Source organism: Azorhizobium doebereinerae UFLA1-100, from assembly GCF_000473085.1.
GTDB classification, from domain to species: domain Bacteria; phylum Pseudomonadota; class Alphaproteobacteria; order Rhizobiales; family Xanthobacteraceae; genus Azorhizobium; species Azorhizobium doebereinerae.
This window is the reverse complement of the sequence record NZ_AXBA01000014.1, coordinates 51,344-77,646: the sequence shown is the minus strand read 5'-3', so window position 1 is coordinate 77,646 and position 26,303 is coordinate 51,344. Positions and strand designations below refer to the sequence as shown.

27 protein-coding genes and 1 tRNA gene are annotated in these 26,303 nt (G+C 70.1%); 10 read left to right on the top strand and 18 right to left on the bottom strand.

What is annotated here, in order from left to right:
- Positions 1-43: 43 nt before the first annotated feature.
- Positions 44-574 (bottom strand): adenine phosphoribosyltransferase, encoded by a 531-nt coding sequence (locus YU1_RS0112095; RefSeq protein ID WP_156922104.1) that lies wholly within the window; start codon positions 572-574, stop codon positions 44-46.
- A gap of 214 nt (positions 575-788) precedes the next feature.
- Here YU1_RS0112095 and YU1_RS0112090 point away from each other — a divergent pair, with 214 nt between their 5' ends.
- The gene (locus tag YU1_RS0112090; protein WP_029004297.1) at positions 789-1,190 is read left to right on the top strand and encodes a thioredoxin family protein; all 402 of its coding nucleotides are present in this window, start codon (positions 789-791) and stop codon (positions 1,188-1,190) included.
- A gap of 181 nt (positions 1,191-1,371) precedes the next feature.
- On the opposite strand, the gene YU1_RS0112085 is transcribed toward YU1_RS0112090, so the two are convergent.
- Genes YU1_RS0112085 through petA form a run of 3 tightly spaced genes read right to left on the bottom strand, consistent with a single transcriptional unit; the run spans position 1,372 to position 4,060 of the window.
- A complete protein-coding gene (locus tag YU1_RS0112085) occupies positions 1,372-2,202 on the bottom strand; it encodes a cytochrome c1 (RefSeq protein ID WP_029004296.1) in 831 nt (276 codons plus the stop codon).
- A gap of 23 nt (positions 2,203-2,225) precedes the next feature.
- Positions 2,226-3,497, bottom strand: a complete 1,272-nt coding sequence (locus tag YU1_RS0112080; RefSeq protein ID WP_029004295.1) for a cytochrome b — start codon at positions 3,495-3,497, stop codon at positions 2,226-2,228.
- Positions 3,498-3,535: 38 nt separating this feature from the next.
- On the bottom strand, positions 3,536-4,060 hold the full coding sequence (gene petA, locus YU1_RS0112075) for a ubiquinol-cytochrome c reductase iron-sulfur subunit (protein WP_029004294.1): 525 nt from the start codon (positions 4,058-4,060) through the stop codon (positions 3,536-3,538).
- A 255-nt stretch (positions 4,061-4,315) separates the two neighbouring features.
- Between petA and YU1_RS0112070 the strand changes: the two genes are divergently transcribed.
- From YU1_RS0112070 to YU1_RS0112060, 3 genes are all read left to right on the top strand, one after another.
- The gene (locus YU1_RS0112070; RefSeq protein ID WP_029004293.1) at positions 4,316-4,786 is read left to right on the top strand and encodes a tRNA (cytidine(34)-2'-O)-methyltransferase; all 471 of its coding nucleotides are present in this window, start codon (positions 4,316-4,318) and stop codon (positions 4,784-4,786) included.
- A gap of 61 nt (positions 4,787-4,847) precedes the next feature.
- Complete coding sequence (hemF, locus tag YU1_RS0112065) at positions 4,848-5,732, top strand: oxygen-dependent coproporphyrinogen oxidase (RefSeq protein WP_029004292.1); 885 nt, start codon at positions 4,848-4,850, stop codon at positions 5,730-5,732.
- Between the two features lie 71 nt (positions 5,733-5,803).
- Entirely contained in the window at positions 5,804-6,010 is a 207-nt protein-coding gene (locus YU1_RS0112060) for a YodC family protein (RefSeq protein ID WP_029004291.1), read from the top strand.
- A gap of 15 nt (positions 6,011-6,025) precedes the next feature.
- On the opposite strand, the gene YU1_RS29150 is transcribed toward YU1_RS0112060, so the two are convergent.
- Genes YU1_RS29150 through YU1_RS0112040 form a run of 4 tightly spaced genes read right to left on the bottom strand, consistent with a single transcriptional unit; the run spans position 6,026 to position 8,866 of the window.
- Positions 6,026-7,279 carry a CCA tRNA nucleotidyltransferase gene (locus tag YU1_RS29150; RefSeq protein ID WP_035715117.1) on the bottom strand — a complete coding sequence of 418 codons (1,254 nt, stop codon included), beginning with the start codon at positions 7,277-7,279 and terminating at the stop codon, positions 6,026-6,028.
- The gene (locus tag YU1_RS0112050; protein ID WP_029004290.1) at positions 7,276-7,536 is read right to left on the bottom strand and encodes a DUF6111 family protein; all 261 of its coding nucleotides are present in this window, start codon (positions 7,534-7,536) and stop codon (positions 7,276-7,278) included. The genes YU1_RS29150 and YU1_RS0112050 overlap by 4 nt, the downstream gene beginning before the upstream one ends.
- Entirely contained in the window at positions 7,536-8,216 is a 681-nt protein-coding gene (locus YU1_RS0112045) for a CoA pyrophosphatase (RefSeq protein ID WP_051356787.1), read from the bottom strand. Before YU1_RS0112045 ends, YU1_RS0112050 begins: the two co-directional genes overlap by 1 nt.
- A complete protein-coding gene (locus YU1_RS0112040; RefSeq protein ID WP_029004288.1) occupies positions 8,213-8,866 on the bottom strand; it encodes a DUF1285 domain-containing protein in 654 nt (217 codons plus the stop codon). The genes YU1_RS0112045 and YU1_RS0112040 overlap by 4 nt, the downstream gene beginning before the upstream one ends.
- A 238-nt stretch (positions 8,867-9,104) precedes the next feature.
- On the opposite strand from YU1_RS0112040, the gene YU1_RS0112035 reads away from it, so the two are divergent.
- The 4 genes from YU1_RS0112035 to YU1_RS0112020 all read left to right on the top strand — a co-directional run bounded on the left by YU1_RS0112035 (position 9,105) and on the right by YU1_RS0112020 (position 16,139).
- Entirely contained in the window at positions 9,105-10,109 is a 1,005-nt protein-coding gene (locus tag YU1_RS0112035; RefSeq protein ID WP_029004287.1) for an AAA family ATPase, read from the top strand.
- Positions 10,110-10,173: 64 nt separating this feature from the next.
- Positions 10,174-11,079, top strand: a complete 906-nt coding sequence (locus tag YU1_RS0112030; protein ID WP_035715173.1) for a DUF58 domain-containing protein — start codon at positions 10,174-10,176, stop codon at positions 11,077-11,079.
- Between the two features lie 52 nt (positions 11,080-11,131).
- Positions 11,132-14,017 (top strand): DUF4159 domain-containing protein, encoded by a 2,886-nt coding sequence (locus YU1_RS0112025; RefSeq protein WP_029004285.1) that lies wholly within the window; start codon positions 11,132-11,134, stop codon positions 14,015-14,017.
- Positions 14,018-14,072: 55 nt separating this feature from the next.
- Positions 14,073-16,139, top strand: coding sequence for a membrane protein (locus YU1_RS0112020; protein WP_029004284.1), 2,067 nt, complete (start codon positions 14,073-14,075; stop codon positions 16,137-16,139).
- 75 nt (positions 16,140-16,214) lie between these two features.
- On the opposite strand, the gene YU1_RS0112015 is transcribed toward YU1_RS0112020, so the two are convergent.
- The 7 genes from YU1_RS0112015 to YU1_RS0111985 all read right to left on the bottom strand — a co-directional run bounded on the left by YU1_RS0112015 (position 16,215) and on the right by YU1_RS0111985 (position 23,331).
- Positions 16,215-16,544: a DUF6968 family protein gene (locus YU1_RS0112015; protein ID WP_035715114.1), complete on the bottom strand. Its 330-nt coding sequence runs from the start codon at positions 16,542-16,544 to the stop codon at positions 16,215-16,217.
- A gap of 36 nt (positions 16,545-16,580) precedes the next feature.
- Positions 16,581-16,910, bottom strand: a complete 330-nt coding sequence (locus YU1_RS0112010) for a DUF6968 family protein (protein WP_029004282.1) — start codon at positions 16,908-16,910, stop codon at positions 16,581-16,583.
- Between the two features lie 94 nt (positions 16,911-17,004).
- Positions 17,005-18,948 (bottom strand): acyltransferase family protein, encoded by a 1,944-nt coding sequence (locus YU1_RS29145; RefSeq protein WP_051356786.1) that lies wholly within the window; start codon positions 18,946-18,948, stop codon positions 17,005-17,007.
- Between the two features lie 272 nt (positions 18,949-19,220).
- Positions 19,221-20,255, bottom strand: a complete 1,035-nt coding sequence (locus YU1_RS0112000; RefSeq protein ID WP_051356785.1) for a TRAP transporter substrate-binding protein — start codon at positions 20,253-20,255, stop codon at positions 19,221-19,223.
- 162 nt (positions 20,256-20,417) lie between these two features.
- Entirely contained in the window at positions 20,418-21,236 is an 819-nt protein-coding gene (locus YU1_RS0111995; RefSeq protein ID WP_029004280.1) for an ABC transporter permease subunit, read from the bottom strand.
- Entirely contained in the window at positions 21,233-22,144 is a 912-nt protein-coding gene (locus tag YU1_RS0111990; protein ID WP_029004279.1) for an ABC transporter permease subunit, read from the bottom strand. Before YU1_RS0111990 ends, YU1_RS0111995 begins: the two co-directional genes overlap by 4 nt.
- A gap of 20 nt (positions 22,145-22,164) precedes the next feature.
- Complete coding sequence (locus tag YU1_RS0111985) at positions 22,165-23,331, bottom strand: ABC transporter ATP-binding protein (RefSeq protein ID WP_029004278.1); 1,167 nt, start codon at positions 23,329-23,331, stop codon at positions 22,165-22,167.
- A gap of 341 nt (positions 23,332-23,672) precedes the next feature.
- Between YU1_RS0111985 and YU1_RS0111980 the strand changes: the two genes are divergently transcribed.
- A tRNA-Thr gene (locus YU1_RS0111980) sits at positions 23,673-23,747 on the top strand.
- A gap of 201 nt (positions 23,748-23,948) precedes the next feature.
- Positions 23,949-24,341: a hypothetical protein gene (locus YU1_RS29140; protein ID WP_051356784.1), complete on the top strand. Its 393-nt coding sequence runs from the start codon at positions 23,949-23,951 to the stop codon at positions 24,339-24,341.
- Positions 24,342-24,554: 213 nt separating this feature from the next.
- On the opposite strand, the gene YU1_RS0111965 is transcribed toward YU1_RS29140, so the two are convergent.
- From YU1_RS0111965 to YU1_RS0111955, 3 genes are all read right to left on the bottom strand, one after another.
- Positions 24,555-25,034, bottom strand: coding sequence for a hypothetical protein (locus YU1_RS0111965; protein WP_029004277.1), 480 nt, complete (start codon positions 25,032-25,034; stop codon positions 24,555-24,557).
- Positions 25,035-25,081: 47 nt separating this feature from the next.
- Positions 25,082-25,528, bottom strand: coding sequence for a host attachment protein (locus tag YU1_RS0111960; RefSeq protein WP_029004276.1), 447 nt, complete (start codon positions 25,526-25,528; stop codon positions 25,082-25,084).
- A 145-nt stretch (positions 25,529-25,673) separates the two neighbouring features.
- Positions 25,674-26,204 carry a flavin reductase family protein gene (locus YU1_RS0111955; protein ID WP_029004275.1) on the bottom strand — a complete coding sequence of 177 codons (531 nt, stop codon included), beginning with the start codon at positions 26,202-26,204 and terminating at the stop codon, positions 25,674-25,676.
- Positions 26,205-26,303: the final 99 nt, after the last annotated feature.

The following is a 26,303-nucleotide window of genomic DNA, read 5'->3' as shown; positions in this document are numbered from 1 at the left end:
GCCGGAAGGCCGCCCTTTTGCATTCGGCAGGGACGGAGCCGCCTCAGTGGCCGGCGAAGGCCATCAGCGTGCGCACCGGCACGCCCATGGCGCGCAGCTTCTCCGCGCCGCCGAGGTCCGGCAGGTCGACGATGAAGCAGGCGGCCACCACCTGCGCGCCGATCTGGCGCAGCAGCTTCACCGCCCCTTCCGCCGTGCCGCCGGTGGCGATGAGGTCGTCCACCAGGATGACGCGCTCGCCGGGGCTCACCGCGTCCACATGCATCTCCATCTCGTCCTGGCCGTATTCCAGCGCATAGGCCATCCGCACGGTCTGGTGCGGCAGCTTGCCTTTCTTGCGGATCGGCACGAAGCCGGCCGAGAGCTGGTGCGCCACCGCCCCGCCGACGATGAAGCCGCGCGCCTCGATGCCCGCCACCTTGTCGATCTTCGCTCCCGCCCAGGGCTGCACCAGTTCGTCCACCGTGCGGCGGAACGCCCGGGCATCGCCCAGCAGCGTGGTGATGTCGCGAAACATCACGCCGGGCTTGGGATAGTCGGGAATGGTGCGGACCACGGTTGCGAGGTCGAGCATGGACGACGTCATGGTGGAGGTCTCTGGACTGAAGTCTGGGGGCTGGGGCCGCGCGGCACCGCGAATCTCACCCTGCCGCCTAACATCGTTTCGCCCGACGCACAAAGGGGAGATGCGCAATCGCCGCTCCAGCTTCGTGTGATCTGATGGCATGCTGACCCATGAGAAGCGGGGGACGAACCACTTATACCCTGCGCCCACCCGGAACGCCGCCATGCCTCTGCTGACCCGTCGTCGCTTCGCGACCCTGGCCCTGTGCACCGCCGCCGCGGCCGCGGTGCGCCCGGCGTTCGCCGCGCCGACCATGGAGCCTTATTCCGAGGCAGCCTACGAAGCGGCGACCAAGCGGGACGCGCCGGTCTATCTGCATGTCTACGCCCCCTGGTGCCTGCAATGCCATGAGCAGGACGTCGTCCTCCAGCGCTTGATGACCAAGCAGAAATACGCCGCCGCCACCTTCCTGCGTGTGTCCTACGACACCCAGGAAAAGGTCGCGGAGGCCCTGAACGTCCCGCGCGCGACCCTCATCGCCTATCGCCGCGACCGCGAAACCGGGCGGGTTTCCGGAAGCGCCGCGCAGGCGGACCTGGAGAAGGTCCTGAATTCCGCCCTCTGACCGAACCGGCAACGAGACCGCCCCGGACGCCCGGACGGGATCGGGGCGCCATCGCTCGACCGCACCGGCACCATCCGCCCGCGCCAACAAAAAGGGCCCCCGAAGGGGCCCGTTCCGTGGGGTGCCGCGGCACCCGCTTGTCCTGCCCGGCACCAAAGCCCCGGCGGAGGAAACGCCGGCATCAATGCGCGACGTTCTTCCAGACCTTCTTCTTGGTGAAGTACAGCAGCCCCGACAGCACGATCAGGAAGACGAACACCTGGAAGCCGATGCGCTTGCGCGTATCCAGGTACGGCTCGGCTGCCCACATCAGGAAGGCCGCCACGTCGCGGGAATACTGGTCGAGCGTGGCCGGCGTGCCGTCGGTATATTCCACCTGCCCGTCGCTCAGCGGCTTGGGCATGGCGATCTGGTGGCCGGGGAAATACTTGTTGTAGTTCAGGCCCGCCTGGACGGTGACGCCTTCCGGCGCCTCCACATAGCCGTTCAGCAGCGCGTGGATATAGTCCACGCCGCCTTCCTGATACTGGGTGAAGGCATCGGTGATGAAGCCGGGGAAGCCCACGTGCGAGGCGCGGGCCTTGGCGATCACCGAAAGGTCCGGCGGCAGCGCACCGCCATTGGCCACCCGCGCCGCCGGGTCGTTCGGGAACGGCGCCGGCCAGTGGTCGGACAGGCGGCCGGGGCGTTGGAACATCTCGCCCTGGTCGTTCGGCCCGTCGGTGATCTGGTATTCCGACGCCACCGCCTTGGCCTGGGCCTCGGTGAAGTGCGGCCCGCCCTCCTGGGCGAGGTTGCGGAAATACAGGTAGTTGGCCGAGTGGCACGAGGCGCAGACCTCACGGAACACCTTGAAGCCGCGCTGAAGCTGCGCGGTGTCATAGGTGCCGAAGGGCCCGGCGAAGGACCAGGATTCCCGGTGCGGGAGATCGTCGTGTCCCTCGGCCGCGAAGGCCGGCGCGCCGAACAAAAGGGCCAGCGCGGCGGCGCCGAGGAGAATGGTCTTTTTCATCGTCTGTCTCTCCGCCTGCTTGCTCAGCCCTTGGTCTGCGGGGCGGATGCCCCGGCGACGACCGTTGCGCCTCCCTTGGCCAGCACCGCGTCCGCGATGGAGGCCGGCAGGGGCTTCGGGCGCTCGATGAAGCCGAGCACAGGCAGGATGATGATGAAGTGGACGAAGTAGTACGCCGTCAGGATGCGCGAGGCGATGACGTAGCCCCCTTCGGCCGGCTGCGAGCCGAGATAGCCGAGGCCGACCGCGACGATGCCGAAGATCCAGAAGAACTGACGGTAGAGCGGCCGGTACCGGGCCGAGCGCACCTTGGAGGTGTCCAGCCAGGGCAGGAAGAGCAGCACCACGATGGCGCCGAACATGCAGATCACGCCGCCGAGCTTGTCCGGGATGGAGCGCAGGATGGCGTAGAACGGCAGGAAGTACCATTCGGGCACGATGTGCGCCGGGGTGGAGAGCGGGTTGGCCGGAATATAGTTGTCCGGGTGACCCATGTAGTTCGGGGCGTAGAAGATGAACCAGGAGAAGAACAGCAGGAACACCACCATGGCGAAGGTGTCCTTGATGGTCGCATAGGGCGTGAAGGGCACCGTGTCCTTGGCGATGCTCTTGACGTCGATGCCGTCCGGATTGTTCTGGCCCACGTGGTGCAGCGCCCAGATGTGCAGGATCACCACGCCGGCGATCATGAAAGGCAGCAGGTAGTGGAGGGCGAAGAAACGGTTGAGCGTGGGATCGCCCACCGAATAGCCGCCCCACAGCCACTGCACGATGGTCTCGCCGATATAGGGGATGGCCGAGAACAGGTTGGTGATGACGGTGGCGCCCCAGTAGGACATCTGGCCCCACGGCAGCACGTAGCCCATGAAGGCGGTGGCCATCATCAGGATGTAGATGATCACGCCGAGGATCCACAGCACTTCGCGCGGGGCCTTGTAGGAACCGTAATAGAGGCCGCGGAAGATGTGGATGTAGACGGCGATGAAGAACATCGAGGCGCCGTTGGCGTGGATGTAGCGGATCATCCAGCCGAAATCGACGTCGCGCATGATGTGCTCGACGCGGGCGAAAGACACCGGCGCATAGGCCGTGTAGTGCATGGCCAGCACCACGCCCGAGACGATCTGCACCACCAGCATGAGGGTGAGGATCGCGCCGAAGGTCCAGAAATAATTCAGGTTCTTGGGAACCGGATAGGCGATAGCGCTGGAATGCACCAAGCCAACGAGGGGCAGCCGGCTTTCGAACCAGCGCGCCACCTTGTTCTTCGGCTGGTAGGTGGAGTGTCCTTCCATGGGGCCAACCTTTTTTATGAACGTGCGACGCGCGCGCGTCAGCCGATCGTGATCTTGGTATCGGAATTGAAGGCGTAGGGCGGCACGGCGAGGTTCAGCGGCGCGGGTCCGACGCGCACGCGGCCGGACGAATCGTATTGCGATCCGTGGCAGGGGCAGAACCAGCCGTCATAATTGCCCTGGTGGCCGAGGGGCACGCAACCGAGATGGGTGCAGATGCCGACCACCACCAGCCAGTTGTCGTGGCCCTTCTTGACCCGGTCCTGGTCGAGCTGCGGGTCGGGGAGCTGGCTCAGCTGCACCGCGCGGGCCGCCTCGATGTCCTTCGGTGCCCGGTTAAAGATGAAGATCGGCTTGCCGCGCCACTGGGTGGTGATGATCTGGCCTTCCTGGATCGGCGACAGATCCACCTCGGTGGTGGAGAGCGCCAGGACGGACGCGTCCGGCTGCAGCTGCGCGACGAAGGGCCAAATCATGCCGGCGACGCCGACCGCGCCGACCGCGCCGGTCGCGATGTACAGGAAATCCCGTCGGGTCGTCTGGGTCGTCTCCGTATGTGCCACGGCGCTCTTCCTCAATATTTGTTCGTTCTCACCTTCGCAGGCGCAGTAAAAATCTGCGAGAAGCCCTGAAAGCTTTCGCAGTTGCGAACGACGCGAGATGTCGCAGGCACACCCCGCCCGACGAAAGGGAAGCTGCACCTTCAAGTGTCTCTAATTACACCGTCCCCGCACCGTGTCCAGATCACGGCCATGCGGCACGCCGTCCTGGGTTCGCCATATTTGCGCCCGAAGTCGGCCTCCAACCTAGGCTGCCCCATGATCCTCGCCCTCTACTGCCCGGATATCGCTCAGAATACCGGCACGTGCCTGCGCACCGGCGCCTGCCTCGGCGTGCCCGTCCACATCATCGAGCCGGCCGGCTTTCCGGTCAGCGCCCCCGCCTTCCGGCGCGCCGGCATGGACTATCTCGATGCCGTGGACTGGCGCCGCCACGCCTCGTTCGCGGCCTTCGAGGCCTGGCGGGCGGCGGAAGGGCGGCGGCTGGTGCTGTTCACCACCCGGGGCGCCACGCCCTTGCCGGCCTTCCGCTTCGCGCCCGGCGACGTGCTGCTGTTCGGCCGCGAGAGCGCCGGCGTGCCCGAGGAGGTGCATGCGGCGGCGACCGCCCGGGTGAAGATCCCGCTGCGGCCGGGCATGCGCTCGCTCAATGTCGCGGTCTCCGCCGCCATGGCGCTGGGCGAGGCCCTGCGGCAGACGGACGGCTTTCCTGGCGATCCCGCGCCCTGAACCGCCCTTTGCCCCGTGCCGCCGGGCAAGGTAGAACGCCGCTCCGCCAGGGAGAGCGCCAATGACAGAAACCGACCTCGATGCCCGCAAGAGCGCGGCCAGCGCCTGGTTCCAGGACCTGCAGGGTCGCATCATGGCCGCCTTCGAGGCGCTGGAGGACGCGGCGCCGGCGGCGCTCTATCCCGGCGCGGCGGGCCGGTTCGAGCGCTCGCCCTGGGACCGCACCGACCATACCGGCGCGCCGGGCGGCGGCGGCACCATGGGCCTGATGCGCGGCCGCCTGTTCGAGAAGGTGGGAGTGCATACGTCCACCGTGTTCGGCGAATTCGCCCCGGAATTCCGCGGCCAGATCCCGGGCGCTGCGGAAGACCCGCGCTTCTGGGCCTCCGGCCTCTCACTGATCGCCCACATGCACAATCCCCATGTGCCGGCGGTGCACATGAACACCCGCTTCGTGGTGACCACCAAGAGCTGGTTCGGCGGCGGGGCGGACCTGACCCCGGTGCTGGAGCGGCGGCGCACCCAGGAAGACCCGGACACGCTCGCCTTCCACGCTGCCTTCGCCCGCGCCTGCGGCGCCCATCCGGTGGCCGATTACGAGCGCTACAAGGCGTGGTGCGACGAGTATTTCTTCCTCAAGCACCGCAACGAGATGCGCGGCGTCGGCGGCATCTTCTACGACTGGCTGGACAGCGGCGATTTTCCCGCCGATTTCGCCTTCACCCGCGAGGTGGGCACGAGCTTCCTCGACATCTATCCCCGCCTCGTACGCGCCAACATGGCCACGCCCTGGACCGCCGAGGAGCGCGAGGAGCAACTGGTGCGGCGCGGGCGCTATGTGGAGTTCAACCTGCTCTACGACCGCGGCACCATCTTCGGCCTCAAGACCGGGGGCAATGTCGCCGCCATCCTGTCTTCCATGCCGCCGGTGGTGAAATGGCCTTGAGGCGCGCCCCTTTGCTGTGATGGCACTGTCATGCAAGATCGCTAGGCGGGTGTGCCAACAGGAGAACCGCCATGGCCTTCGCCCCCGGAGACATTGTCCAGCTTAAGTCCGGCAGCCCCGCCCTCACCGTCATCTCCGATGCGGGGGAGATGGTGGAGGTGGTTTGGTATGCGGATGAATTCGGCGAGTTCCGCACCCAGTCGCTCAGCGCCCTCGCGCTCGAAGTCCTCGAAATCCCCGATTTCGAAGAGGATGAAGAGGAAGAAGACGAGGACTGACCCCTCGCCCGGACGTCAGGCGCGCCGCGCCCGATCGTCCGGCCCGGCATCGATCGCCGCGCGCGCCAGCGCGTCGATCACCTCGGCGTCGGCCGGAAAATCCGCGGCGATCCAGGCCGCTTTCGCCCGCGCCAGCGCCGCCCCGAGAGCGGGGCCCGGCTTCAGTCCGCGCGCCATCAGGTCGGCGGCGGTCAGCGGAAAGTCCGGCGGCACCCAGGCCGCGCACAAGTCCGCCAGCGGCGCGGGATCGCCGCCCCGCCGCGCGGCGGCAATCAGCAACTGATCGAGGAAGGCCTCGCGCCCGAGCGCATACATGGCGCGGCGCGCCTCCGCCGGCGGCAGGCCGGGGGCGATCGCGGACGGCGGCGCCAGGGCGGCCAGCCGCGCGTATTCCGCATTGGCGAGCCGCAGCCGGACGCGCAGGCGCTCGGCATCCTCCGAGATGCGCACCGCCAGCACGCCCAGCCGCCGGATGGGTGCAGGCTTGAGGCCGAGCCCGGCTTCGAGCGCGGCGAGCCGGGCAAAACCCGGCAGGTCCGCCACCCCGCCGAGGATGCGGCCCAGCAGGCCCGCATCGCTCATTTCCACCAGCGTCGCAGCGGCGCCTGCCGCGACCAGCAGCTTCATCACTTCCGCCCGCACCCGCTCGCGCGACAGCCGGTCGAAACCGGCGCGCAGCCGCACGCAGGCGCCGAGCGCCGGCGGATCGACCGGGCCCACGCCATAGGCCGCATGGAAGCGGAACAGCCGCAGGATGCGCAGGTGGTCCTCGCGGATGCGCGCCTCCGGATCGCCGATGAAGCGCACCCGCCGCGCCAGCAGATCCGGCAGCCCGTCCAGCGGGTCGTAGAGGCACCCCTGCGCATCGGCATAGAGCGCGTTGAGGGTGAAATCCCGCCGCGCCGCGTCGTGCGCCCAGTCACGGCCGAAGCGCACCACCGCGTGGCGGCCGTCGGTCTCCACGTCCTCGCGCAGGCTCGTCACCTCGAACGGCACGCCCTGGCTGATCACCGTGACGGTACCGTGGGCCAGGCCGGTGGGCACGGTCTTCAGGCCGGCGGCCTCGGCGCGGCGCACCACCTCTTCCGGCCGGCAGGTGCCGGCGAGGTCCACCTCGGACACCGGCACGCCCAGTAGCGCGTTGCGCACCGCGCCGCCGACGATGCGGGTCTCCTCCCCCGCCCCGTTCAGCGCCGCCAGCACCGCGCGCAGCGCCGGCGCCTTGAGCCATGGGGCATCGGCGATGTCCCGCCCCGCCACCGCGCTCACTGGTAGCGGCCCGGCACGAACACGCCGTCCTTCATCTGCGCGGGCACATAGGTGCTGCCGGGCGGTGCGCCGCGATCCCATTCGAACACATAGAGCCCGGCCGCCACCAGCAGCACCGCCGCCACCGCGCAGGTGGCGATCGCCCGCGGCGACCAGTGCTCCGGCACCATGGAGCCGCGCAGGGCCAGGAGAATCAGCCCATAGGCCACGAACGGCGAGAGGAAGAGCGCGGCCTCGATGAGGATGGTGCGGAGCATCAGGCGTACACCCGCTCATAGAGGTTGCGGATGAGCCCGGCGGTGACCCCCCAGATGAAATGCTGCTCGTAGGGCATGGCGAAGAAGTGCCGCAGCACGCCGTCGCGGACCAGCGACTGGCGCTGGTGGTTGCCCGGCGACATGAGGAAGGCCAGCGGCACCTCGAACGCCTCCTGCACCTCCGCTTCGTTGATGGTCAGCGCATAGTCGGGCGCCACCAGCCCCACCACCGGCACGATCCAGAAATTGGTGCTGGAGAGATAGCCGTCCAGGAAGCCCAGCGGCCGGATCAGATCGGCCGCGAGGCCCACCTCCTCCCGCGCCTCTCGCAGGGCGGCGGCCGCCTCGTCCGCGTCGCCCGGGTCCATGCGGCCGCCGGGAAAGGCGATCTGGCCGGCATGGTGGGAGAGCGTGGTGGCGCGCAGCGTCAACAGCACGGTCGGCTCCGGCCGGGCCACCACCGGCACCAGCACCGCCGCCGGGCGGGGCGGCTGCTCGGGCACGGGCACGTGGCCGGAGATGGCATGGTCGCCGTTCAGCACGGTGTGATCGAGCGGCGCGTAGGGCGCGGGCGGGACGCGGGACAGCCGGGCGGCGGCGCGCGCCAGGAAGTCGTCGAGCGCGGACGGCAAGGGTTCAGCCTGGGGCAAAGGGTCGGTCTGGGGCAAGGGAGCGGTCATCGGGCTGCAAGATCGAGGGCGTCGGCGGGCATCATGGGATAGAAGGCAGCTCCCGACGCCACCCCGAACATAGGGATGCCGTCGCAGCTTCGCACCTCCGCCCGCTCCACCAGATCGAGGAAGACCGAGCGGGTCAGAAGCGCCTCCAGCCCCCGCCGCACGTGCAGATAGGGCTTCAGCTCCCCCGCGCCGGCGCCGGGGGCGAAACGCAGGTCGTGGCCCGGCCCGCAGCGCACCAGGTCATCCATATTGGTGCGGAACACCAGAATGGGGCCCTCCCCGCCACCTTCCGCAGCGGCATCAACCGCCATCTCCACCGCCAGGAAGGGCGCGTCGTCCACAGTGATGCCGATCTTTTCCACCGGCGTCTTCAGCACGTAGCGCTCGCCCTCGCGGGTCAGGACAGAGGCGAACAGCCGGGTCAGCGCCGGGCGGCCGATGGGGGTGCCCATGTAGAACCAGGTGCCGTCGGCGGCGATGCGCATGTCCATGTCGCCGCAATCGGGCGGGTCCCAGTTCTCCACCGGGGCCGGCCCCCGCCCGCCGGTGGCCTTCACCGCCGCCATGAGCGCCTCCAGGCGGCCCGGCGCCGCGCCGGCGCTCGATTCCGGCGCCCTGCCCTGCCCCTGCGGCGGGTTCTGCTCAGCCATGCTGTCCTCGGTTCCTCGCGATGACGTGAGGTGGTTCCCACCGCGATGCAAAACGGATCACTCGACGCGGCGCCAACATATCGTAAGCTGGTCGTTCCGGCAGGATGCAGCCAGGGGAGGAATTCCTGTGGCCGCGCCGCCGGTTCCGGGCCCGGCCCGAATTGCCGCATTCCAGGCAGGTTCGGGCCTCGTCTCGCCGTGTTTCGCGGCGAGGCTCCCGGCGAAGCGGAGATACGGCATGTCGGCACCGAGCGAAACCTTCGACCTGGACCAGATGATCATCCGCAATGCGGAGACCGCGGCGGCCCATGTGCGGGCCGCGCGCGCGGCGATCTCATCGGTGATCTTCGGCCAGGAGACGGTGGTCGATCAGGCGCTGGTGACCATCCTGTCCGGCGGCCATGCCCTGCTGGTGGGCGTTCCAGGCCTCGCCAAGACCAAGCTGGTGGAGACCATGGGCACGGTGCTCGGCCTCGATGCCCGCCGCGTCCAGTTCACCCCCGACCTCATGCCGTCCGACATCCTGGGCGCCGAGGTGCTGGAGGAGAGCGCCGGCGGCAAGCGCGCCTTCCGCTTCATCCGCGGCCCGGTGTTCGCGCAATTGCTGATGGCGGACGAGATCAACCGCGCCTCGCCGCGCACCCAGTCGGCCCTGCTCCAGGCGATGCAGGAGTATCACGTCACCGTGGCCGGCGAGCGGCACGATCTGCCCAAGCCCTTCCATGTGCTCGCCACCCAGAATCCGCTGGAGCAGGAAGGCACCTATCCCCTGCCCGAAGCCCAGCTCGACCGCTTCATCATGGAAATCGACGTGGACTATCCCGACCGGGACGCGGAGCGCCGCATCCTGTTCGACACCACGGGCGCGGAGGAAACCAAGCCCCGCGCCGCCATGAGCGTCGAGGACCTGATGGCCGCCCAGCGCCTCGTCCGCCGCCTCCCGGTGGGCGAATCGGTGGTGGAGGCCATCCTGACCCTGGTGCGCTCCGCCCGCCCCGGCACCGGCGAGAGCGAGGAGCAGCGCTTCATCTCCTGGGGTCCCGGCCCGCGCGCCTCGCAGGCGCTGATGCTGGCGGTGCGCGCCCGTGCCCTGCTGGACGGACGCTACGCGCCCTCCCTGGACGACGTGGTGGCGCTGGCCGAGCCGGTGCTGAAGCACCGCATGGCGCTCTCCTTCGCCGCCCGCGCGGAAGGCGAGACCGTGCCGCGTGTCATCCGCCGCCTCGCCGCGAAGCTGGGCTGAGGCGCCGCGCGTGGCGTTGCGCCCCAAGGATATCCCGCAGACGCCGGACGGCGCCGCCATCGGCATGGCGCGCCTCTCCCACGAGGCGACCGTGCTGGCCGCCGCCATGCCGCGCCTGGTGCTGGAGGCGCGCCGCATCGCCGCCTCGGTGCAGCACGGCGTGCACGGCCGCCGCCGGGCGGGTTCGGGCGAGAATTTCTGGCAATACCGCCGCTTCACCGACGGCGAGCCCGCCAACCGCGTGGACTGGCGCCGCTCGGCCCGCGACGATCATCTCTATGTGCGCGAGCGCGAATGGGAGGCCGCCCACACGGTGTGGATCTGGCCGGACCTGTCCGCCTCCATGGACTATGCCTCGCCCAAGCTGGAAACCAAGCGGTTCCGGGCGCTGGTCGTCGCCTTCGCCTTGGCCGAGCTGCTGGTGAAGGGCGGCGAGCGCGTGGGCATGCCGGACATCCTGCGCCCCACCGCCAGCCGCCGCATCGTCGAGCGCATGGCGGAAGCGGTGCTGCTCGCGCCGTCCCTGCCCGGCAGCCTGCCGCCCGCCTTCAACCCCTCGCCGCTGTCCGAGATCGTCCTGCTGGGCGATTTCTGGAGCCCCACCGCCGAGGTCGCAGCGCGCATCGACACGCTGGCCGGACGCGGCGCGCACGGCCATGTGGTGCAGATCGTCGATCCGGCGGAGGAGACCTTCCCCTTCTCCGGCCGCGTCGCCTTCCGCGAGCCGGAAGGGGGGGCGGAGATCACGGTCGGCCGGGCCGAGACCTGGCGCGCCGATTACGAGGCGCGCGTCGCCGCCCACCGGGCGGCCATCCGCGCCGCCGGCGCCCGCATGGGCTGGAGCTTCCAGGTTCACCGCACCGACCGGCCGGCGAGCGAGCTGCTGCTGGCCCTGCATATGCGGATGGGCGCGGGCGGCATGGGGAGCGGCGCTCCAACGGCCGGCCCTGCGGCGGAGGACGTGGCATGAGCACGCGCAACGTTCCGGTTTCCGGCACTGACCGGCGGAGGATCTCTCCCGCATGATGGGCCTGCCCCTCAGCTTCGCCTCCCCGCTGCTGCTCACCGCCTTGCTGGCGCTGCCGGCGCTGTGGTTCCTGCTGCGCGTGGTGCCGCCGCGCCCGCGCGAGATTTCCTTCCCGCCCACCCGCCTGCTGTTCGACATCAAGCCGAAGGAGGAGACGCCCGCGCGCACCCCGTGGTGGCTGACGCTGCTGCGCCTGCTGCTGGCCGCGCTCGTCATCCTCGCCGCCGCCGGGCCGATCTGGAATCCCCCCGCCGCCGCCCCCGCCTCCAGCGGCCCGCTGGTGATGGTGATCGACCAGGGCTGGCCCGCCGCCTCCAGCTGGGCGCAACGCATGGCCACCGCCGGCGGCCTGATCGACGAAGCCGCCGCCAATGGCCGCGGCGTCGCGCTCATCCCCACCGGCGACGTGCCGAAGGACGCCACCCTGCTGCTGCCCGCCCAGGCGCGCGACAAGCTGCGCTCGCTCGCGCCGGTGCCGTGGGCGCCGGCCCGCAAGGACGCGCTGGCGCTGGCGGCGAAGATCATGGACAGCCAGGGCGAGGCCGGCCTCGTCTATGTGAGCGACGGCGTCGACCTCGCCACCGACCCGGACCTTGCCGCCGGCCTCGCGGCGCAGAAGGGCCGCCGGCCGCCTCTGGTGGTGACCGGCGGCGTCGCCTCGCCGCTGGCGCTCGCGGCGCCGGAGAATGCGGCGGGCGGGCTGACCGTGAAAGTGCTGCGCCCCGACGACGCCGGCCCCCGCGCCGGCCGGGTGGAAGCGCGCGACCTGCGCGGCCTCGCCCTCGGGGAAGCCGCCTTCACCTTCGCCCCCGGCAGCCGGGAGACAGTGGCCAGCTTCGATCTGCCGGTGGACATCCGCAACGAGGTGGCGCGGCTGGAGATCGTCGCCGAGCGCTCGGCGGGCGCGGTGCAACTGCTGGACAAGCGTTGGCGGCGGCGCACCGTGGGCGTGGTTTCCGGCGCTTCCTCCGATACCGGCCAGCCGCTGCTGGCGCCGACCTATTATCTCTCCCGCGCCCTCGGCCCGTTCGCCGACGTGCGCATGGGCGACGGCGGCGCGCCGACCGAGAACATCAACCGCTTCCTGGAACAGCACGTCCCGGTCATCGTGCTGACCGACGTGGGCACGGTGCCGCCCGCCACCCGCGCCCGGCTGGCGCGGTTCGTGGAGGACGGCGGCGTGCTCATCCGCTTCGCCGGGCCGCGCCTCGCCAATGCGCAGGACGACCTCCTGCCGGTGCGCCTGCGCCGGGGCGGGCGCACGCTCGGCGGCTCACTGTCCTGGGAGACTCCGCAGGCGCTGGGCAGCCTCAGCCCCTCCGGGCCATTCCGCGACGTGAAGCTGCCGAACGACGTGATCGTGAACCGCCAGGTGCTGGCCGAGCCGGACGGCGCCCTGGGCGAGCGCACCTGGGCGGCGCTGGCCGACGGCACGCCGCTGGTGACCGGAGCCCCGCGCGGCAAGGGCATGGTGGTGCTGTTCCACGTCACCGCCGACACAAGCTGGTCTAACCTGCCGCTTTCGGGCACATTCGTGGACATGTTGCGCCGGGTGATCGCTCTCGCCGATGCCGCCGCCGCCACCGATGAGGGACGGACCGACGCCAATGGCGCGCGCGCCGCGACCACCCAGGCGGGCTCGACCCAAGCGGCCACGAGCCAGTCGGCCACGACCCAGGCTGCCACGACCCAGGCTGCCACCGTGGCGCCGAGCCGGCTGCTGGACGGCTATGGCGCCTTCCGCCCCGCCGGCCCCACCGCGCGGCCCGTGCCCGCCAGTTTCGCCGGCCGCGCCAGCGCCGAGCACCCGCCGGGCTTCTACGGCCCGCCCGATGCCCTGCTGGCGGTGAATGCGCTGCTGCCGGACGACACGCTGAAACCCCTCGACCTGTCCGCGCTCGGCGCCAGCGCCGCGCCGCTGCGCGAGAGCGAGCCGCACGACCTGCGCGGCCTCGTGCTGCTGGCCGGCATGGCGCTGCTGCTGCTCGACGCCCTCGCCGTGCTGCTGCTGGCCGGCGGGCTGAAGCGCATCGGCCGCCGCCCGGCCGCCGCCGCGCTGCTGCTGGCGGCCCTGGCGCTCGGCGCGGCGGGGCCGTTGGTGCCGGCGCCGGCACGCGCCGACGCCGCCTCGGACTTCGCGGTGAAGGCCACCGCGCAGACCCGCCTCGCCTATGTGGCCACCGGCGACGCGCAGGTGGACGACATCAGCCGCGCCGGGCTGGACGGGCTCACCACCTTCCTCGCCCAGCGCACCGCCTTGCAGGCGGGCGAGCCCATGGCCGTGGACATCGCCAAGGACGAGCTGTCCTTCTTCCCGCTGCTCTACTGGCCGATCCTCGCCAACTCCCCGGTGCCGCCGCCGGCGGTGCTGGCGCGCATCGACGCCTTCATGAAGCAGGGCGGCACCGTGGTGTTCGACACCCGCGACGCGCTGGAGACGCCGCAGGGTGGCAACGGGCCGCTCTCGCCCGCCGGGGCGCGGCTGCGCGAGATCCTCTCCGGCCTCGACATTCCCGAGCTGGAGCCGGTGCCGCGCGATCACGTGCTCACCAAGGCCTTCTACCTGCTCAGGGATTTTCCCGGCCGCTTCACCGGCGGCACCACCTGGGTGGAGGCCCTGCCGGCCGCCCGCGACGGCGAGGACCGCCCGGCGCGCGCCGGCGACGGCGTCTCGCCCGTGATCATCACCGGCAATGACCTCGCCGGCGCCTGGGCGGTGGGGCCGAACGGCGAGCCGCTGCTGCCGCTCTCCCCCGGCGAGCCGCGCCAGCGGGAGATGGCCTTCCGCTCCGGCGCCAACATGGTGATGTACGTGCTGACCGGGAACTACAAGGCGGACCAGGTGCACGTGCCCGCGCTGCTGGAGCGCCTCGGCCAATGATCGTCCGCTCCCGTCCCGCCGACCGCCGCATCGTCCCGGCCCGCGAAAGGCGTCCATGACCTACGGCCTCGCATTCGCGCCCTTCCTTCCCTGGCCGCTGCTCGGCGCCGTGGCGCTGGTGGCGCTGGTGCTGGCGGCCCTGCTGGTCGTCTCGCGCACGCGCGGCGCGGTGATCCGCGCCCTGGCGCTGGTGGTGGGCCTCCTGGCGCTCGCCAATCCCTCGCTGACGCGGGAGGAGCGCGAGCCCCTGTCCTCCGTGGTGGCGGTGGTGGTGGACAAGAGCGCCAGCCAGAATTTCGGCGACCGCACCGCCCAGGCGGAGGCCGCCCGCGCCGCCCTGGACGAGCGCCTGAAGCGCATTCCGGGCCTGGAGATCCGCACCATCGAAGCGGATGCCCGCGACGGCGAGACCGACGGCACGCGCCTGTTTTCCGCTCTGTCGGCGGGCCTTGCCGACGTGCCGCCGGAACGGGTGGCCGGCGCCGTGATGATCACCGACGGGCGGGTGCACGACGTGCCCGAGCAGGCGGCGGCGCTGGGCTTTTCCGCCCCGGTCCACGGCCTCATCACCGGCCGCGCCGGCGAGCGCGACCGGCGCGTGGCGCTGGAGCGGGCGCCGCGCTTCGGCATCGTCGGCCAGCGCCAGACGCTGACCTTCCGCGTCACCGACGAGGGCGCTCCCGCCGGCGCGCGGGTCGGCGTGACCGTGCGCCGCGACGGCGAGGTGATCGCCAATCCCGTCGTCACCACCGGCCGCTCCACGCAGGTGGAGGTGGAGATCGCCCATGCCGGGCCGAACATCGTCGAGGTGGAGGTGCCCCCGCTGGAGGGCGAGCTGACCCCCATCAACAATCGCGCCGCCGTCTCCATCGACGGGGTGCGCGACAAGCTGCGGGTGCTGCTGGTCTCCGGCGAGCCGAACGTGGGCGAGCGCACCTGGCGCAACCTCTTGAAGAGCGACGCCAACGTGGACCTCGTCCACTTCACCATCCTGCGCCCGCCGGAGAAGCAGGACGGCACGCCGATCAACGAGCTCTCGCTGATCGCCTTCCCCACGCGCGAGCTGTTCCAGACCAAGATCCGCGACTTCGACCTGATCATCTTCGACCGCTACTCGCAGCAGGGCGTGCTGCCGCAGGTCTATTTCGACAATATCGTGCGCTATGTGCGCGCCGGCGGCGCGCTGCTGGTGGCGGCGGGGACCGACTTCGTCGATACCGGCTCGCTCTACAACACGCCGCTGGAGGAAATCCTGCCCGCCGCGCCCACCGGCCAGACCACGGAAGCGCCCTATGTGGCGCGGCTCACCGACCCCGGCAAGCGCCACCCGGTGACGCGCGGCCTGCCCGGCGCGGAGAGCGACCCGCCGCACTGGAGCCGCTTCTTCCGCGTGGTGGACGCGGACGCCCGCTCCGGCGTCACCGTGCTCGGCGCCCCCGGCGACAAGCCGGTGCTGCAGCTGGACCGGGTCGGCCAGGGCCGGGTGGCGCTGCTGCTGTCGGACCATTTCTGGCTGTGGGCGCGCGGCTATGACGGCGGCGGGCCCTATATCGACCTGCTGCGCCGCCTCTCGCACTGGCTGATGAAGGAGCCGGACCTGGAGGAGGAGCGCCTGAAGCTCTCCACCTCGGGCCGCGACCTCGTGGTCGAGCGCCAGACCATGGGCGACACGGTGCCGACGGCGCAGGTGACGACGCCCTCCGGCGCGGTGCGCACCCTCACCCTGAAGGAGGCCGAGCCCGGCCTGTGGCGGGCGACGACGCCGGCCGACGAACTCGGCCTGTGGCGGGCGGTGAACGGGCAACTGACAGCGCTCACCAACATCGGCCCGCTGAACCCGAAGGAATTCGCCGAGGTGACCAGCACGAAGGACTGGCTCACCCCCATCGCGGCGGCCACCGGCGGCGGGCTGTGGCGCCTCGCCGACCTCAACGGCACGGTGCCGCGCGTGGTGGCGGTCTCCTCCGGCGAGCGCCTGGCCGGCGAGGACTGGCTGGGCCTGCGCACCCGCGACGTCTCGGTGGTGCGCGGCATCGGCCTGTTCCCGCTGTTCGCCGGCCTGTCCGGGCTGCTCCTGCTGCTGGGCGTGATCACCGCGGCCTGGGTGCGCGAGGGGCGGTGACCTCCGCCGGGATCGTCGCGGCGGCCGCGGCTGTCGTCGGCGCGCGCCGCATGGCGGCGGGATCAGATCCGATGTTCAGAGATATTTGCGGTCATCGCCAATCAGCATGTCGCGCATCATGCCGGTGACGGGAAATCCGTACCCTTCCCAATCCGGCTGAAAGTGCAGTTGGCCGGCTGCGTGGTAATTGCTGGCATAAATGTCGGCCGCGATCATCTGCATGGCCATGAGCAGCGCCTGCACGGCATCAAAGCCCCGGGAGGACATGGTTCGCCGCCCCTCCGGCCAGTCGGTCTCATAGCGACAACTCCAGGACGTGCCGGAGAATTCGGGCGCATAGATGCGGATCGGCACCTCCACGGTGCCGGTGGGCAACGTCAGCGTCAGGATGCGGCTTGCGATCATACAGACCCTCGATAGGGACGGTGGAGCGGCGAAACGTCAGAAATACGTGGCGTCGTCACCGATGAGCATGCCGCGCAGACTGGGCGGCAGGGGAAAGCCGTAGCCTTTCCCTTGCCCCGGAAAGAAGATGTCCCCGTCCGCATGGTAATCGCTTGTGTAGAGATGGATGCCTACTATCTGCAACGCGAGATAGAACGCCTGGATGGCATCATGGCCGTAGGCATCCACCGCCTGGGTGCCCTCCGGCCAGCCGATCTCGGTGCGGCAGGCCCAGGCGCCCTCGCTCTCCCTTGGCGCATGGACGCGGACCGGCAGATCAACATCGCCGTCCTGCGTTCGCAGCTTCAGCAGACGGCTTGCGATCATGGCGCCCCTCGCCCCGGATGGCGCTGAAGCTTAACTATGTTCCCGATTTGTTCAAGCGACATCCTTCGCTGCCCAAAGCGCCTCGCCTCACCGCTCAGATCGCCGCCGGCCGCGTCGGGCGTGTCGCCCGCTCGATCCCCGCCTTCAGCTCCGGCACCAGGAACAGCGAGCCCGGCGCGTTGAGATGGCCGGCGTCGATGAAGCCGAGGCCGCCGTCCGCCACTACCGGGCGGCACAGCGCGTCGTCGCAGAAGGCGGCGCGCGGCAGCACCAGTTCCACCCCCGGCACCTCCCCCGCGATCCGCGTCAGGGCCGCCTCCACCGGCGCCGCATTGGCTTCGGCCAGTTGGGTGGGCAGGAAGCAGGGCGTCTCGTCGAGGCCGAGGAAGCGTTTGCGCAGCACGCAGCGCGCGCCCCGCCCATCGACGAAATCCGGCGGCGGGCCGATGAGCACCACCCCCTTGCCCGCCTGCCGCAGCTGCGCCACCGCGTCCTTCAGCCCGGCCATGGCCGGGGCCAGAGCGGGGCCGGAGGGCCACAGGCCGCCGATGACCACCAGCTTCACGTTCGGGTCGGCGACGAAGCCGGCCAGAGCGGCGGCGCGGAACCGCTCGCAATCCTGCGCCTCCAGCGAGCCGCCCGAGGACGCCGAGGCCTGCGGCGCGCAGCCGGCCTTGGTCACCTGCACCAGCCCGCGCCGGCCGGCGCGGGCGATGGCGTCGAGCGCGGGCGCATGGTGGTTGGCGAAGGAATCCCCCCACAAGGCGATCAGCGGCGCATCGGGCGCGAGATCGCCGAAGCGGCAGCGCGTCCCGGCCGGCGCGAGGCCCGGCCCTTGCAGGCAGTCCTGGGTGCCCGGCCATGTCCGCTTGAGCGCGGCCTCCGCCGCCAGATAGTCCGCCCCCGCGCGCTGCGGCATCCCGCCGGTCTGCGCCAGCAGCAGGCCGATGCCGGCCAGCGCCGAGAGCGTGAGCGCGCCGAACTTGATGCTGTGCCATTCCGCGCTCGGCGCCGCCGGGCCGTGCCGGCGGAACGGCATCTCGACGAAGCGCCAGGACAGGACGGAGACGAGCACCGCCGCCCCCACCAGCGCCACGCCCGCCGCCAGCCCGGGATCATGCCCGGCGTGGAACTTGTAGAGGGCGAGGATCGGCCAGTGCCAGAGGTAGAGCGAATAGGAGATCAGCCCGACGGCCACCAGCGGCGCGAGGCCGAGCAGCCGGCCGGCGAGCGTGGCGCGCCCCTCCTCCCCGGCCCAGATCAGCAGCAGCGCGCCGCCGGCCGGCAGCAGGGCCGACAGGCCGGGGAACACCGTCGTGCGGTCAAACAGAACGAGCGCCGCGCCGATCAGCCCGAGGCCGGCAAGGCCCATGGCCTCAAGCAGCAGGCGGCCGCGCACCTTGGGCACGAGGCCCAGCGCCAGCACCCCGCCCAGCAGCAGCTCCCAGGCGCGGGAGGTGAAATTGTAGAAGGCGTTGTTGGGCCGCAGCAGCGCGTTCTTGCTCGCAAGGTAAAGCGAGGCGATGAGCAGGGTCCAGATGATGAGGCCGCGCCAGCGCGCCAGCCGCCGGTGGAACAGGCCGATCAGCGCCAGCGGCCAGATCAGATAGAATTGCTCCTCCACCGCCAGCGACCAGGTGTGCAGCAGAAGCTGTTCCTCCGCGCCGGGGGCGAAATAGCCCGCCGTGGCGAGGAAATGCCGGTTGGCGAGGAAGACCGAGGCGAACTCCAGCGCCCGCCCGAACGGCTCCAGCATCAGCGGCGGCAGGGTGGCCACGGCCACCAACGCGGTCGCCAGCGTCACCGCCGCATAGGCCGGCACGATGCGGCGGATGCGGCGGTCGTAGAAGGTGAGGAAGCTGAAGCGCCCGAGCGCCATCTCCCGCGCGATGATCGAGGTGATGAGATAGCCGGAGATGACGAAGAAGATGTCGACGCCCACATAGCCGCCGGGCACCAGCCGCGGGTCGGCGTGATAGAGCACCACCGGGACGACGGCGAGCGCGCGCAGACCGCTGATGTCCGCTCGGTATTTCATGCGGGGGGTGAAATCCTGGGCGGGCGGACCGGCGGCGCAGCCGGACCGCACGAGGGAGACGACGGATGGGTCGAAAGCCCAAAGCCGATCGCCCCCGGGATTGCCACGCAATCCGGAGCCTCACGGGATCTGATCCCTTCCCACCACGGCGACGTGTTTTAGAGAAGAAGCCGCCGCCCGTCACCCCTGCACCTCCCCGCCGCCCCGCCGCACCATGGTGCAGCGCAGCGTCAAGGCGGGGGCCGCGCCGGCGGAGGCCGGCGCGGCGGGTTTCACTGCCCGGCGGGCTTGGCCGCGCCCAGCACCGCCGCGGCCTCAGGGCCGGCGGCGGCGCGCCATTCGGCGATGGAGGTGGCGGCGGCCGCGCGCAGCGCCGCCATCACCTCGGCCGGCGGCGCCTCGTCGATGGCCACCGCATTCTCGCGCATGCGCTTGTAATTGGCTTCCACCCGGCCGGTCATGGCCTGCCACTGCTCGGCCGTGGTCTGCGCGCCGGCGCGCAGCACCGCCGCCTGGGTGGCGCCGTCGAGCGCGTTCCAGGCCGTGAGCGACACCGTACCGAAGCTCAGCGGCACCGCATAGGTGATCTGCGAGAAGTTGGGCAGGTATTCCCACAGCTTGCGGCCCGCGCCGCCGTCGCCGGAGGACAGCACGGCATTGTACTCGCCGCTTTTCAGCTTCGGCATCAGATCGGCGAACGACACCACAGCGGCGCGCTCCGAGGTGGCGGAAAACAGGCTGGCGCTGGTGGCGTCATAGGTGCGGATCTTCAGCGCCTTCAGCGCCGCCGGGCTGTTCACCGGGGCGGCGGACCAGATGCCGCTGGGCGGCCAGGGCGTGACGAACAGCAGCTTCTGGCCGCGCTTGGCGAACTCGGCCTCATAGAGCGGCTTCGCCGCCTCGTAGAGCGCCTGCGCCTCCTGCGCCGAGGCGGTGACGAACGGCAGCGACGAGAGCAGGAACAGCGGCCCGTCCTCCGCCAGCGCGCCGCCGAAGCTGTCGGCCATGGCGTAGCGCCCCTCGCTCACCGCCTTGAGCTGCTCGCGCGAGCGCAGCCCAGACTTCGCGTCCGGAATCACGGTGATGGCGAGCTTGCCGCCGGTCTCCCGCGCCACGGCGGCGGCAAAGCCGGCATCCGCCTGCCCGGGGATGGCGGAAGCGGGATATTCGTCGATCAGCTCCCACACCACCGGCGCCGGCGCGGCCGGCGCGGGTGCGGCGGACTGGGCGAAAGCGGAAAAGGCGGGCAGCAGTGCAAGGCAAAACGGCAGCAGGCCGCCGGAGGCGGCACGGACAAACGAAGGCATGAGCAAGTCCTGGCAGGATGTACAAGGGAGGGGGACGGAACAGACGCCGGAACAGGGCTCTTGTGCCCCGCCCACGGTCTTTTTATGCAAGTTCTGCGCCGAACAACCGCGCCGGGGATACTTGAGCTTCACTGGGACCGGCTGCCCGGCTCTCCCGGCGCGCTACCCCCGCGCGGCGATCTGCTCGGCGCGGCGGCGCATCTTCTCCTGGCGCTTGGCGAGAACGGAGGCCAGCAGCACCACCACGGCGACGATGCCGATGAGAATGGTGCAGATGGCGTTGATCTCCGGCGTCACGCCGAGGCGCACCTGCGAATAGATGCGCATGGGCAAGGTGGTGGCGCCGGGCCCGGTGGTGAAGCTGGCGATGACGAGGTCATCCATGGACAAGGTGAAGGCCAGCATGAAGCCGGACAGCACCGCCGGCAGGATCAGCGGCAGGGTGATGACGAAGAAGGTCTTCAGCGGCGTGCAACCGAGATCGAGCGCCGCCTCCTCCAGCGTGCGGTCGAAGGTGATGAGGCGCGACTGCACCACCACCGCGACGAAGCACATGGTGAAGGTGATGTGGGCGAGCGTGATGGTCCAGAAGCCGCGCTCCATGCCCACCGCCACGAACAGCAGCAGCAGCGACAGGCCGGTGATGACTTCCGGCATCACCAATGGCGCATAGGTCATGCCCGAGAACATCGTGCGGCCGAAGAAGCGCCCGTAGCGGGTGAGCGCGATGGCCGCCAGCGTGCCGAGCACCGTGGCGGCCAGCGAGGACAGGAAGGCCACGCGCAGCGTCACCCACAGGGCGTCCAGAAGCTGGTCGTTCTCCAGCAGGGCGGCATACCACTGGGTGGAGAAGCCGGCCCACACGGTGACGAGCCGCGAGGCGTTGAAGGAATAGAGCACCAGCAGCAGGATGGGGATGTAGAGGAAGGCGAATCCCAGCACCAGCGAGGTGACGTTGAACCAGGAAAGGGACCTGTTCATCGGCCGGCCTCCAGCTGGCGCGCCTGGATGTTCTGGTAGATGACGATGGGCACCACCAGCAGCACCAGCAGCAGCACCGCCACCGCCGAGGAGGCGGTCCAGGAGCGGTTGACGGTGAACTCGGTCCACAGCGACTTGCCGATCATCAGCGTGTCGGAGCCGCCCAGCAGGTCCGGAATCACGAACTCGCCCACCGCCGGGATGAAGCAGAGCAGCGCGCCCGCCGCCACGCCCGGCAGGGAGAGCGGGAAGGTGACGGTCCAGAACGCCTTGAACGGCGTACAGCCGAGGTCTTCCGCCGCCTCCAGCAGGGTGCCGTCCAGCTTCTCCAGCGCCGAATAGAGCGGCAGCACCATGAAGGGCAAATAGGAATAGACGATGCCGATATAGACCGCGAGATCGGTGTTGAGGATCTCCAGCGGCTGGTCGATGAGGCCGAGGGCGGCGAGCCCCTGGTTGAGGAAGCCCTCCGGCGAGAGAATGCCGATCCAGGCATAGACGCGGATCAGGAACGAGGTCCAGAACGGCAGGATCACCAGCATCAGCAGCATGGGCTGGAGGCCCTTGGGCGCCCGCGCCATGGCATAGGCGATGGGATAGCCGATCAGCAGCAGGAGCGCGGTGGAGACGCCGGCGATGACCAGGCTGGAGCCGTAGGCGGCGATGAACTCATTGTCCCAGCTCAGCACATAGCCGTAATTGGCCAGCGAGAGCTGGGACAGGAAGTCCCTGAACCCGGCCCAGCCGCCGGCGATGTCGAACACCGGGCTGTAGGGCGGCTGGGCGATCACGTCCTGCGACAGGGAGATCTTCAGCACGATGAGGAACGGCACCAGGAACAGCGCCAGCAGCCACAGATAGGGCACGGCGATCACCAGCAGCCGGCCGCGTCCCTTTTCTCCCGCCATGGCCATGGTGCGTTCCTCCCTCAGCGCGTGAGCACGACGCCGCCGTCCGGCGAGAAAGTGACCCACACCTTGTCCTCCCAGGTGATGGGCCGCTCCACGAGGCGCGAGACATTGGGCTGGGAGACCTTGATCCGCGTGCCGCAGGCCAGTTCCACGTGATAGATGGACAGGTCGCCCAGATAGCCGATGTCCCAGATCACGCCCTCGAAGCAATTGTCCGCCAGGTGCGCCGGCGGGACGAGGGCGATGCGCATCTTCTCCGGCCGGATGGCGAGCCAGGCGGTATCGCCCACCGCGGCGTCCAGCGGCTGGGCGATGTGCAGGGGATAGGCGGTCTTCTCGCTGGCCAGCTCCACGCCCTCGGCGCCCGCCGTCACCACCTTGGTCTCCAGCACGTTCACGTCGCCGATGAAGTCGGCGATGTAGCGGGTGGCCGGCTGCTCGTAGATCACAGCCGGCGGGGCCACCTGCACCAGCTCGCCCAGGTTCATGACGCCGATGCGGTCGGCCACCGTCATCGCCTCCTCCTGGTCGTGAGTGACGATCAGGAACGTCATGCCGAGCGACATCTGCAGGTCCATCAGCTCGAACTGGGTGTCCTCGCGCAGCTTCTTGTCGAGCGCCGTGAGCGGCTCGTCCAGCAGCAGCACCTTGGGCTGCTTGGCCACCGAGCGGGCGAGCGCCACGCGCTGGCGCTGGCCGCCGGAGAGGTGGTGCGGCTTGCGCCGGGCGAAGGGCTCGAGCTTCACCAGCGCCAGCACCTCCTCCACGCGGGCCTTGATGGCCGCCTTGGGCATGCCATCCTGCCGCAGGCCGAAGGCGATGTTGTCCCACACGTTCATGTGCGGAAACAGCGCGTAGGACTGGAACATCATGTTCACCGGCCGCCGGTAGGGCGGCACGCCGGCGAGATCCTGCCCGCCCAGCGTGATTCGGCCCGCGCTCGGCTCCTCGAAGCCGGCCAGCATGCGCATGAGCGTGGTCTTGCCGCAGCCGGACGGGCCGAGCAAAGCGAAGAACTCGCGCTCATAGATGTCCAGCGAGACGCCATCGACGGCGACGAACTCGCCGAAGCGCTTGGCCACGTTCTCGAAGCGGATGAGCGGGGTGGCGGTGGGGTCGTTCCAGGGCGCGAAGGTGCGCCGCACGGCGCCGATGGTCTGGGTACGTGCCTTGTCCGCTGCCATGCGACCCCCCGCAATTGCGCTGCGGGAAGGCTAGCCGCCCCGCCGCGCCCGCTCAAGCGCTGTGCAGGATGAAAAAGGCGGCGCCCACCGGAACCTGTGCCGCAAATCGCGCCCCGCCCCGCCCGGCGCAAGGCGCGGCGGCGATCCCGCCGCGGCGGGATCCCTGCCCCGTTTCGGGCGCCGCGGACGGGTTCGAGGGGCGAAACAAGACGTTGACCACAGCTTCAGGCGAGCTTCGTGCCCGCCGGGCTTGCACGCCCCGTCGGCTTGTGGCAGGAACGGCCCGCTCGCGATGCAACGGCCTCGCGGGCCGATCAGCCCCCGAGGGGACCTGATCCAGCGCTGCGGTAGCTCAGTGGTAGAGCACTCCCTTGGTAAGGGAGAGGTCGAGAGTTCAATCCTCTCTCGCAGCACCATCCCAATCCCTTGAAATCGCTGAAGGCCCTTGATTTCCAAGGGCTCTCGTCCAGATCTCCGTTCCTTTCGCACCTCATTCGCGACCGACCGGCAAGGGCGTGTGACAGGCTCCCCCTGTTGCCGGCTGTCGATGGTTGACGATGCGTATCCCGCCGCGCGACAAGGCTTCGTATTCGATCGGGAGTAGGACATTGCGTTCAATGCGTTGGATTATCGCCGCTTCCGCCGCCAGCCTGCTGCTGGCCGGCTGCGCCACCGTCACCCGCGACGTCACGGCCACGATCCCGGTCGTGACGGAGCCTGCCGGCGCCAAGGTTTCGACGTCCTTGGGATTCGAGTGCGTCAGTCCTTGTGCCATCACCGCCGGCAGGAAGGATCAGTTCTCGGTCACGATTACAAAGGCCGGCTTCGAGCCGGAGACCGTCGACGTGACCACGCGGCAGTCTGAAGAGGGGAAGAAGGCTCTGGCCGGTAACATCATCGCCGGTGGCCTCATCGGCGCCAGCATGGACCAGGCGAATGGTGCCGACCTCGAGCACGTTCCGAACACCATCAACGTCGCGCTGCGCCCGGTGCCCAAGCGCGCTCGATAAGAAAAGGCGCCGGCCGGGTTTTCCGATCGGCGCTCCTTGACCTCAGATGATGCCCCGCGGCCCTACGGCGCGCAGGTCGCCGAGCTGCCCTGCGTCAGGACCCGCGGCGGCCAGGCGTTCGTCGCGGACGATCTGCGCCGGCTCGGCTTCTGATCGCGCGCCTTCCCGCCCCCTTGTCCCGCCCCGCCGCCTCGGCGGGGCGGGCGGGCCGGGCTATTTCCTGCCCAGCGGCTCGAACACCTGGTTGCTGAAGGGCGAGGAGGTGGGCACCTGGATGACGATGTAGCCGCGATCGTTCATCTGGTGGCAGCTGTTGCAGGCCGTGGTCAGCTCGTTGAACGACTTGGCGAAGGCCGCCTCGTCCTTGCCGGCGATCGCCGCCTCCAGGGCGTGGACGGGCGCCGCCACTACCGTCATGTCGGTCACCGGAATGCCGGGATAGAGGGTGACGGCGTCCTGGAAGCTCGCCCGGATCTGGTCGAGCTCATACTGCGCCAGGTCCCAGTTCTTGAGCCGGCCGGCGAACCACAGCTTGAAATGGCGCAGCTGCGTCGCGCCCATGATGTCGCCCAGGCTGGGCACGTAGGCATTCTGCGGCCCGACCTCCTTGCGCATCTGCGCCGGCGCCGGCCCGGCGCCGGCGGCGAGGATGGCGACCGCCAGCAGCGGCAGCGCCCATTTCATCTTGTCCATCGTCCCCCCCACGATCATTGATGACGGTCGCGCGCGCCCCGTTCCGGTCACGCGGCGAGATGCCGGGCGATCTCGGCCGTCGGCAGGCCGGTCAGGTCCTTCGGTACTTCGGCGATCAGCGCCGCCCGCACCGCCGGGGTCAGGTGCTCGCGCAGCAGGCCGAGAGCCTTCGGCGGCGCCACCAGCACCAGCGCGCCAAGGTCGCGGCTCCGTGCCGCCGCGTCCAGGCGATGGGCCAGATCGGCGAGGAAGGCGGCTTCCGCCTGGGCATGGGGGTCGGTGTCCTCCACGGCGCTGCGGGCGCCGCCATGGGACTGGTACACCCGCCCCGGCCGGTCCGAGCCGAGGTCCCGCGCCGGCAGGTCGGGCTGATCGAGCGCCTCGACCACCGCGAGGTCAAGGTCGAGCGCATCGCCGTCGTTGCGCAGCACCAGGGCCTTGGCCCCGTCGCACACCACCACCCACGCCGCCTTCGGAATTCTGATGTCCGCCATGGCCTGTCCTCCCTTGTGCCGTCCGGGCCGCCCTGGAGCACGTTCCGTTCAAATGGCATCGTCATTTGAACGGTAAAACGTTCTCTATCAAAGTGTTAGAGGGCGATTCACCGATCAGATTGGTTCAATCTGATCGGATCGCGCTCTATGGCATGCGCGAGGGGAGCCGGATCGTGTCGCCGTCCACGCTGAAGCTCCCATACCCCTGGTGGTGGATGGTGCGCGGCGCGTGCTGCGCCGGGTCCCGCCATGCCTTCACCACCTCCAGGATGAACAGGTTATAGGTCTCCACCAGACTGGTATCGCGCACCTCGCATTCCAGATTGGCGAAGCATTCCGCAACCAGCGGCGCGGCGACCTTTTTCGCCGGCCGGGCGGTGAGGCCGCAGGCGGCGAACTTGTCGCCGTCGCGGCCCGAGCAATTGCCCACCGCCACCACCTTCTCGGCCAGCGCCACGTCGGGAATGGCGATCACGCAGGCCTTGGTGGCCCGCAAGGCGGCGTGGCTGAAGTCGCCGCTGGAGACCACGCAGGCGATCAGCGGCGGGGTGAATTCCACCATCATGTGCCACGACATGGTCATGACATTGGCATGCCCATGATGGCTGGTGGTGAGCAGCACCACCGGCCCCGGCTCGATCAGCTTGTAGACGTCCGCAAGAGGCATGTCCCGCATCGAAGCCTCGCTCCGTTGCCCGCTCCCGCGCGGATGGCATCCCGCCTCCGCCGCCCCCTCACAGTGGGCGCGCCCCGGCGGCCCGCCTTGCGCTGTGTC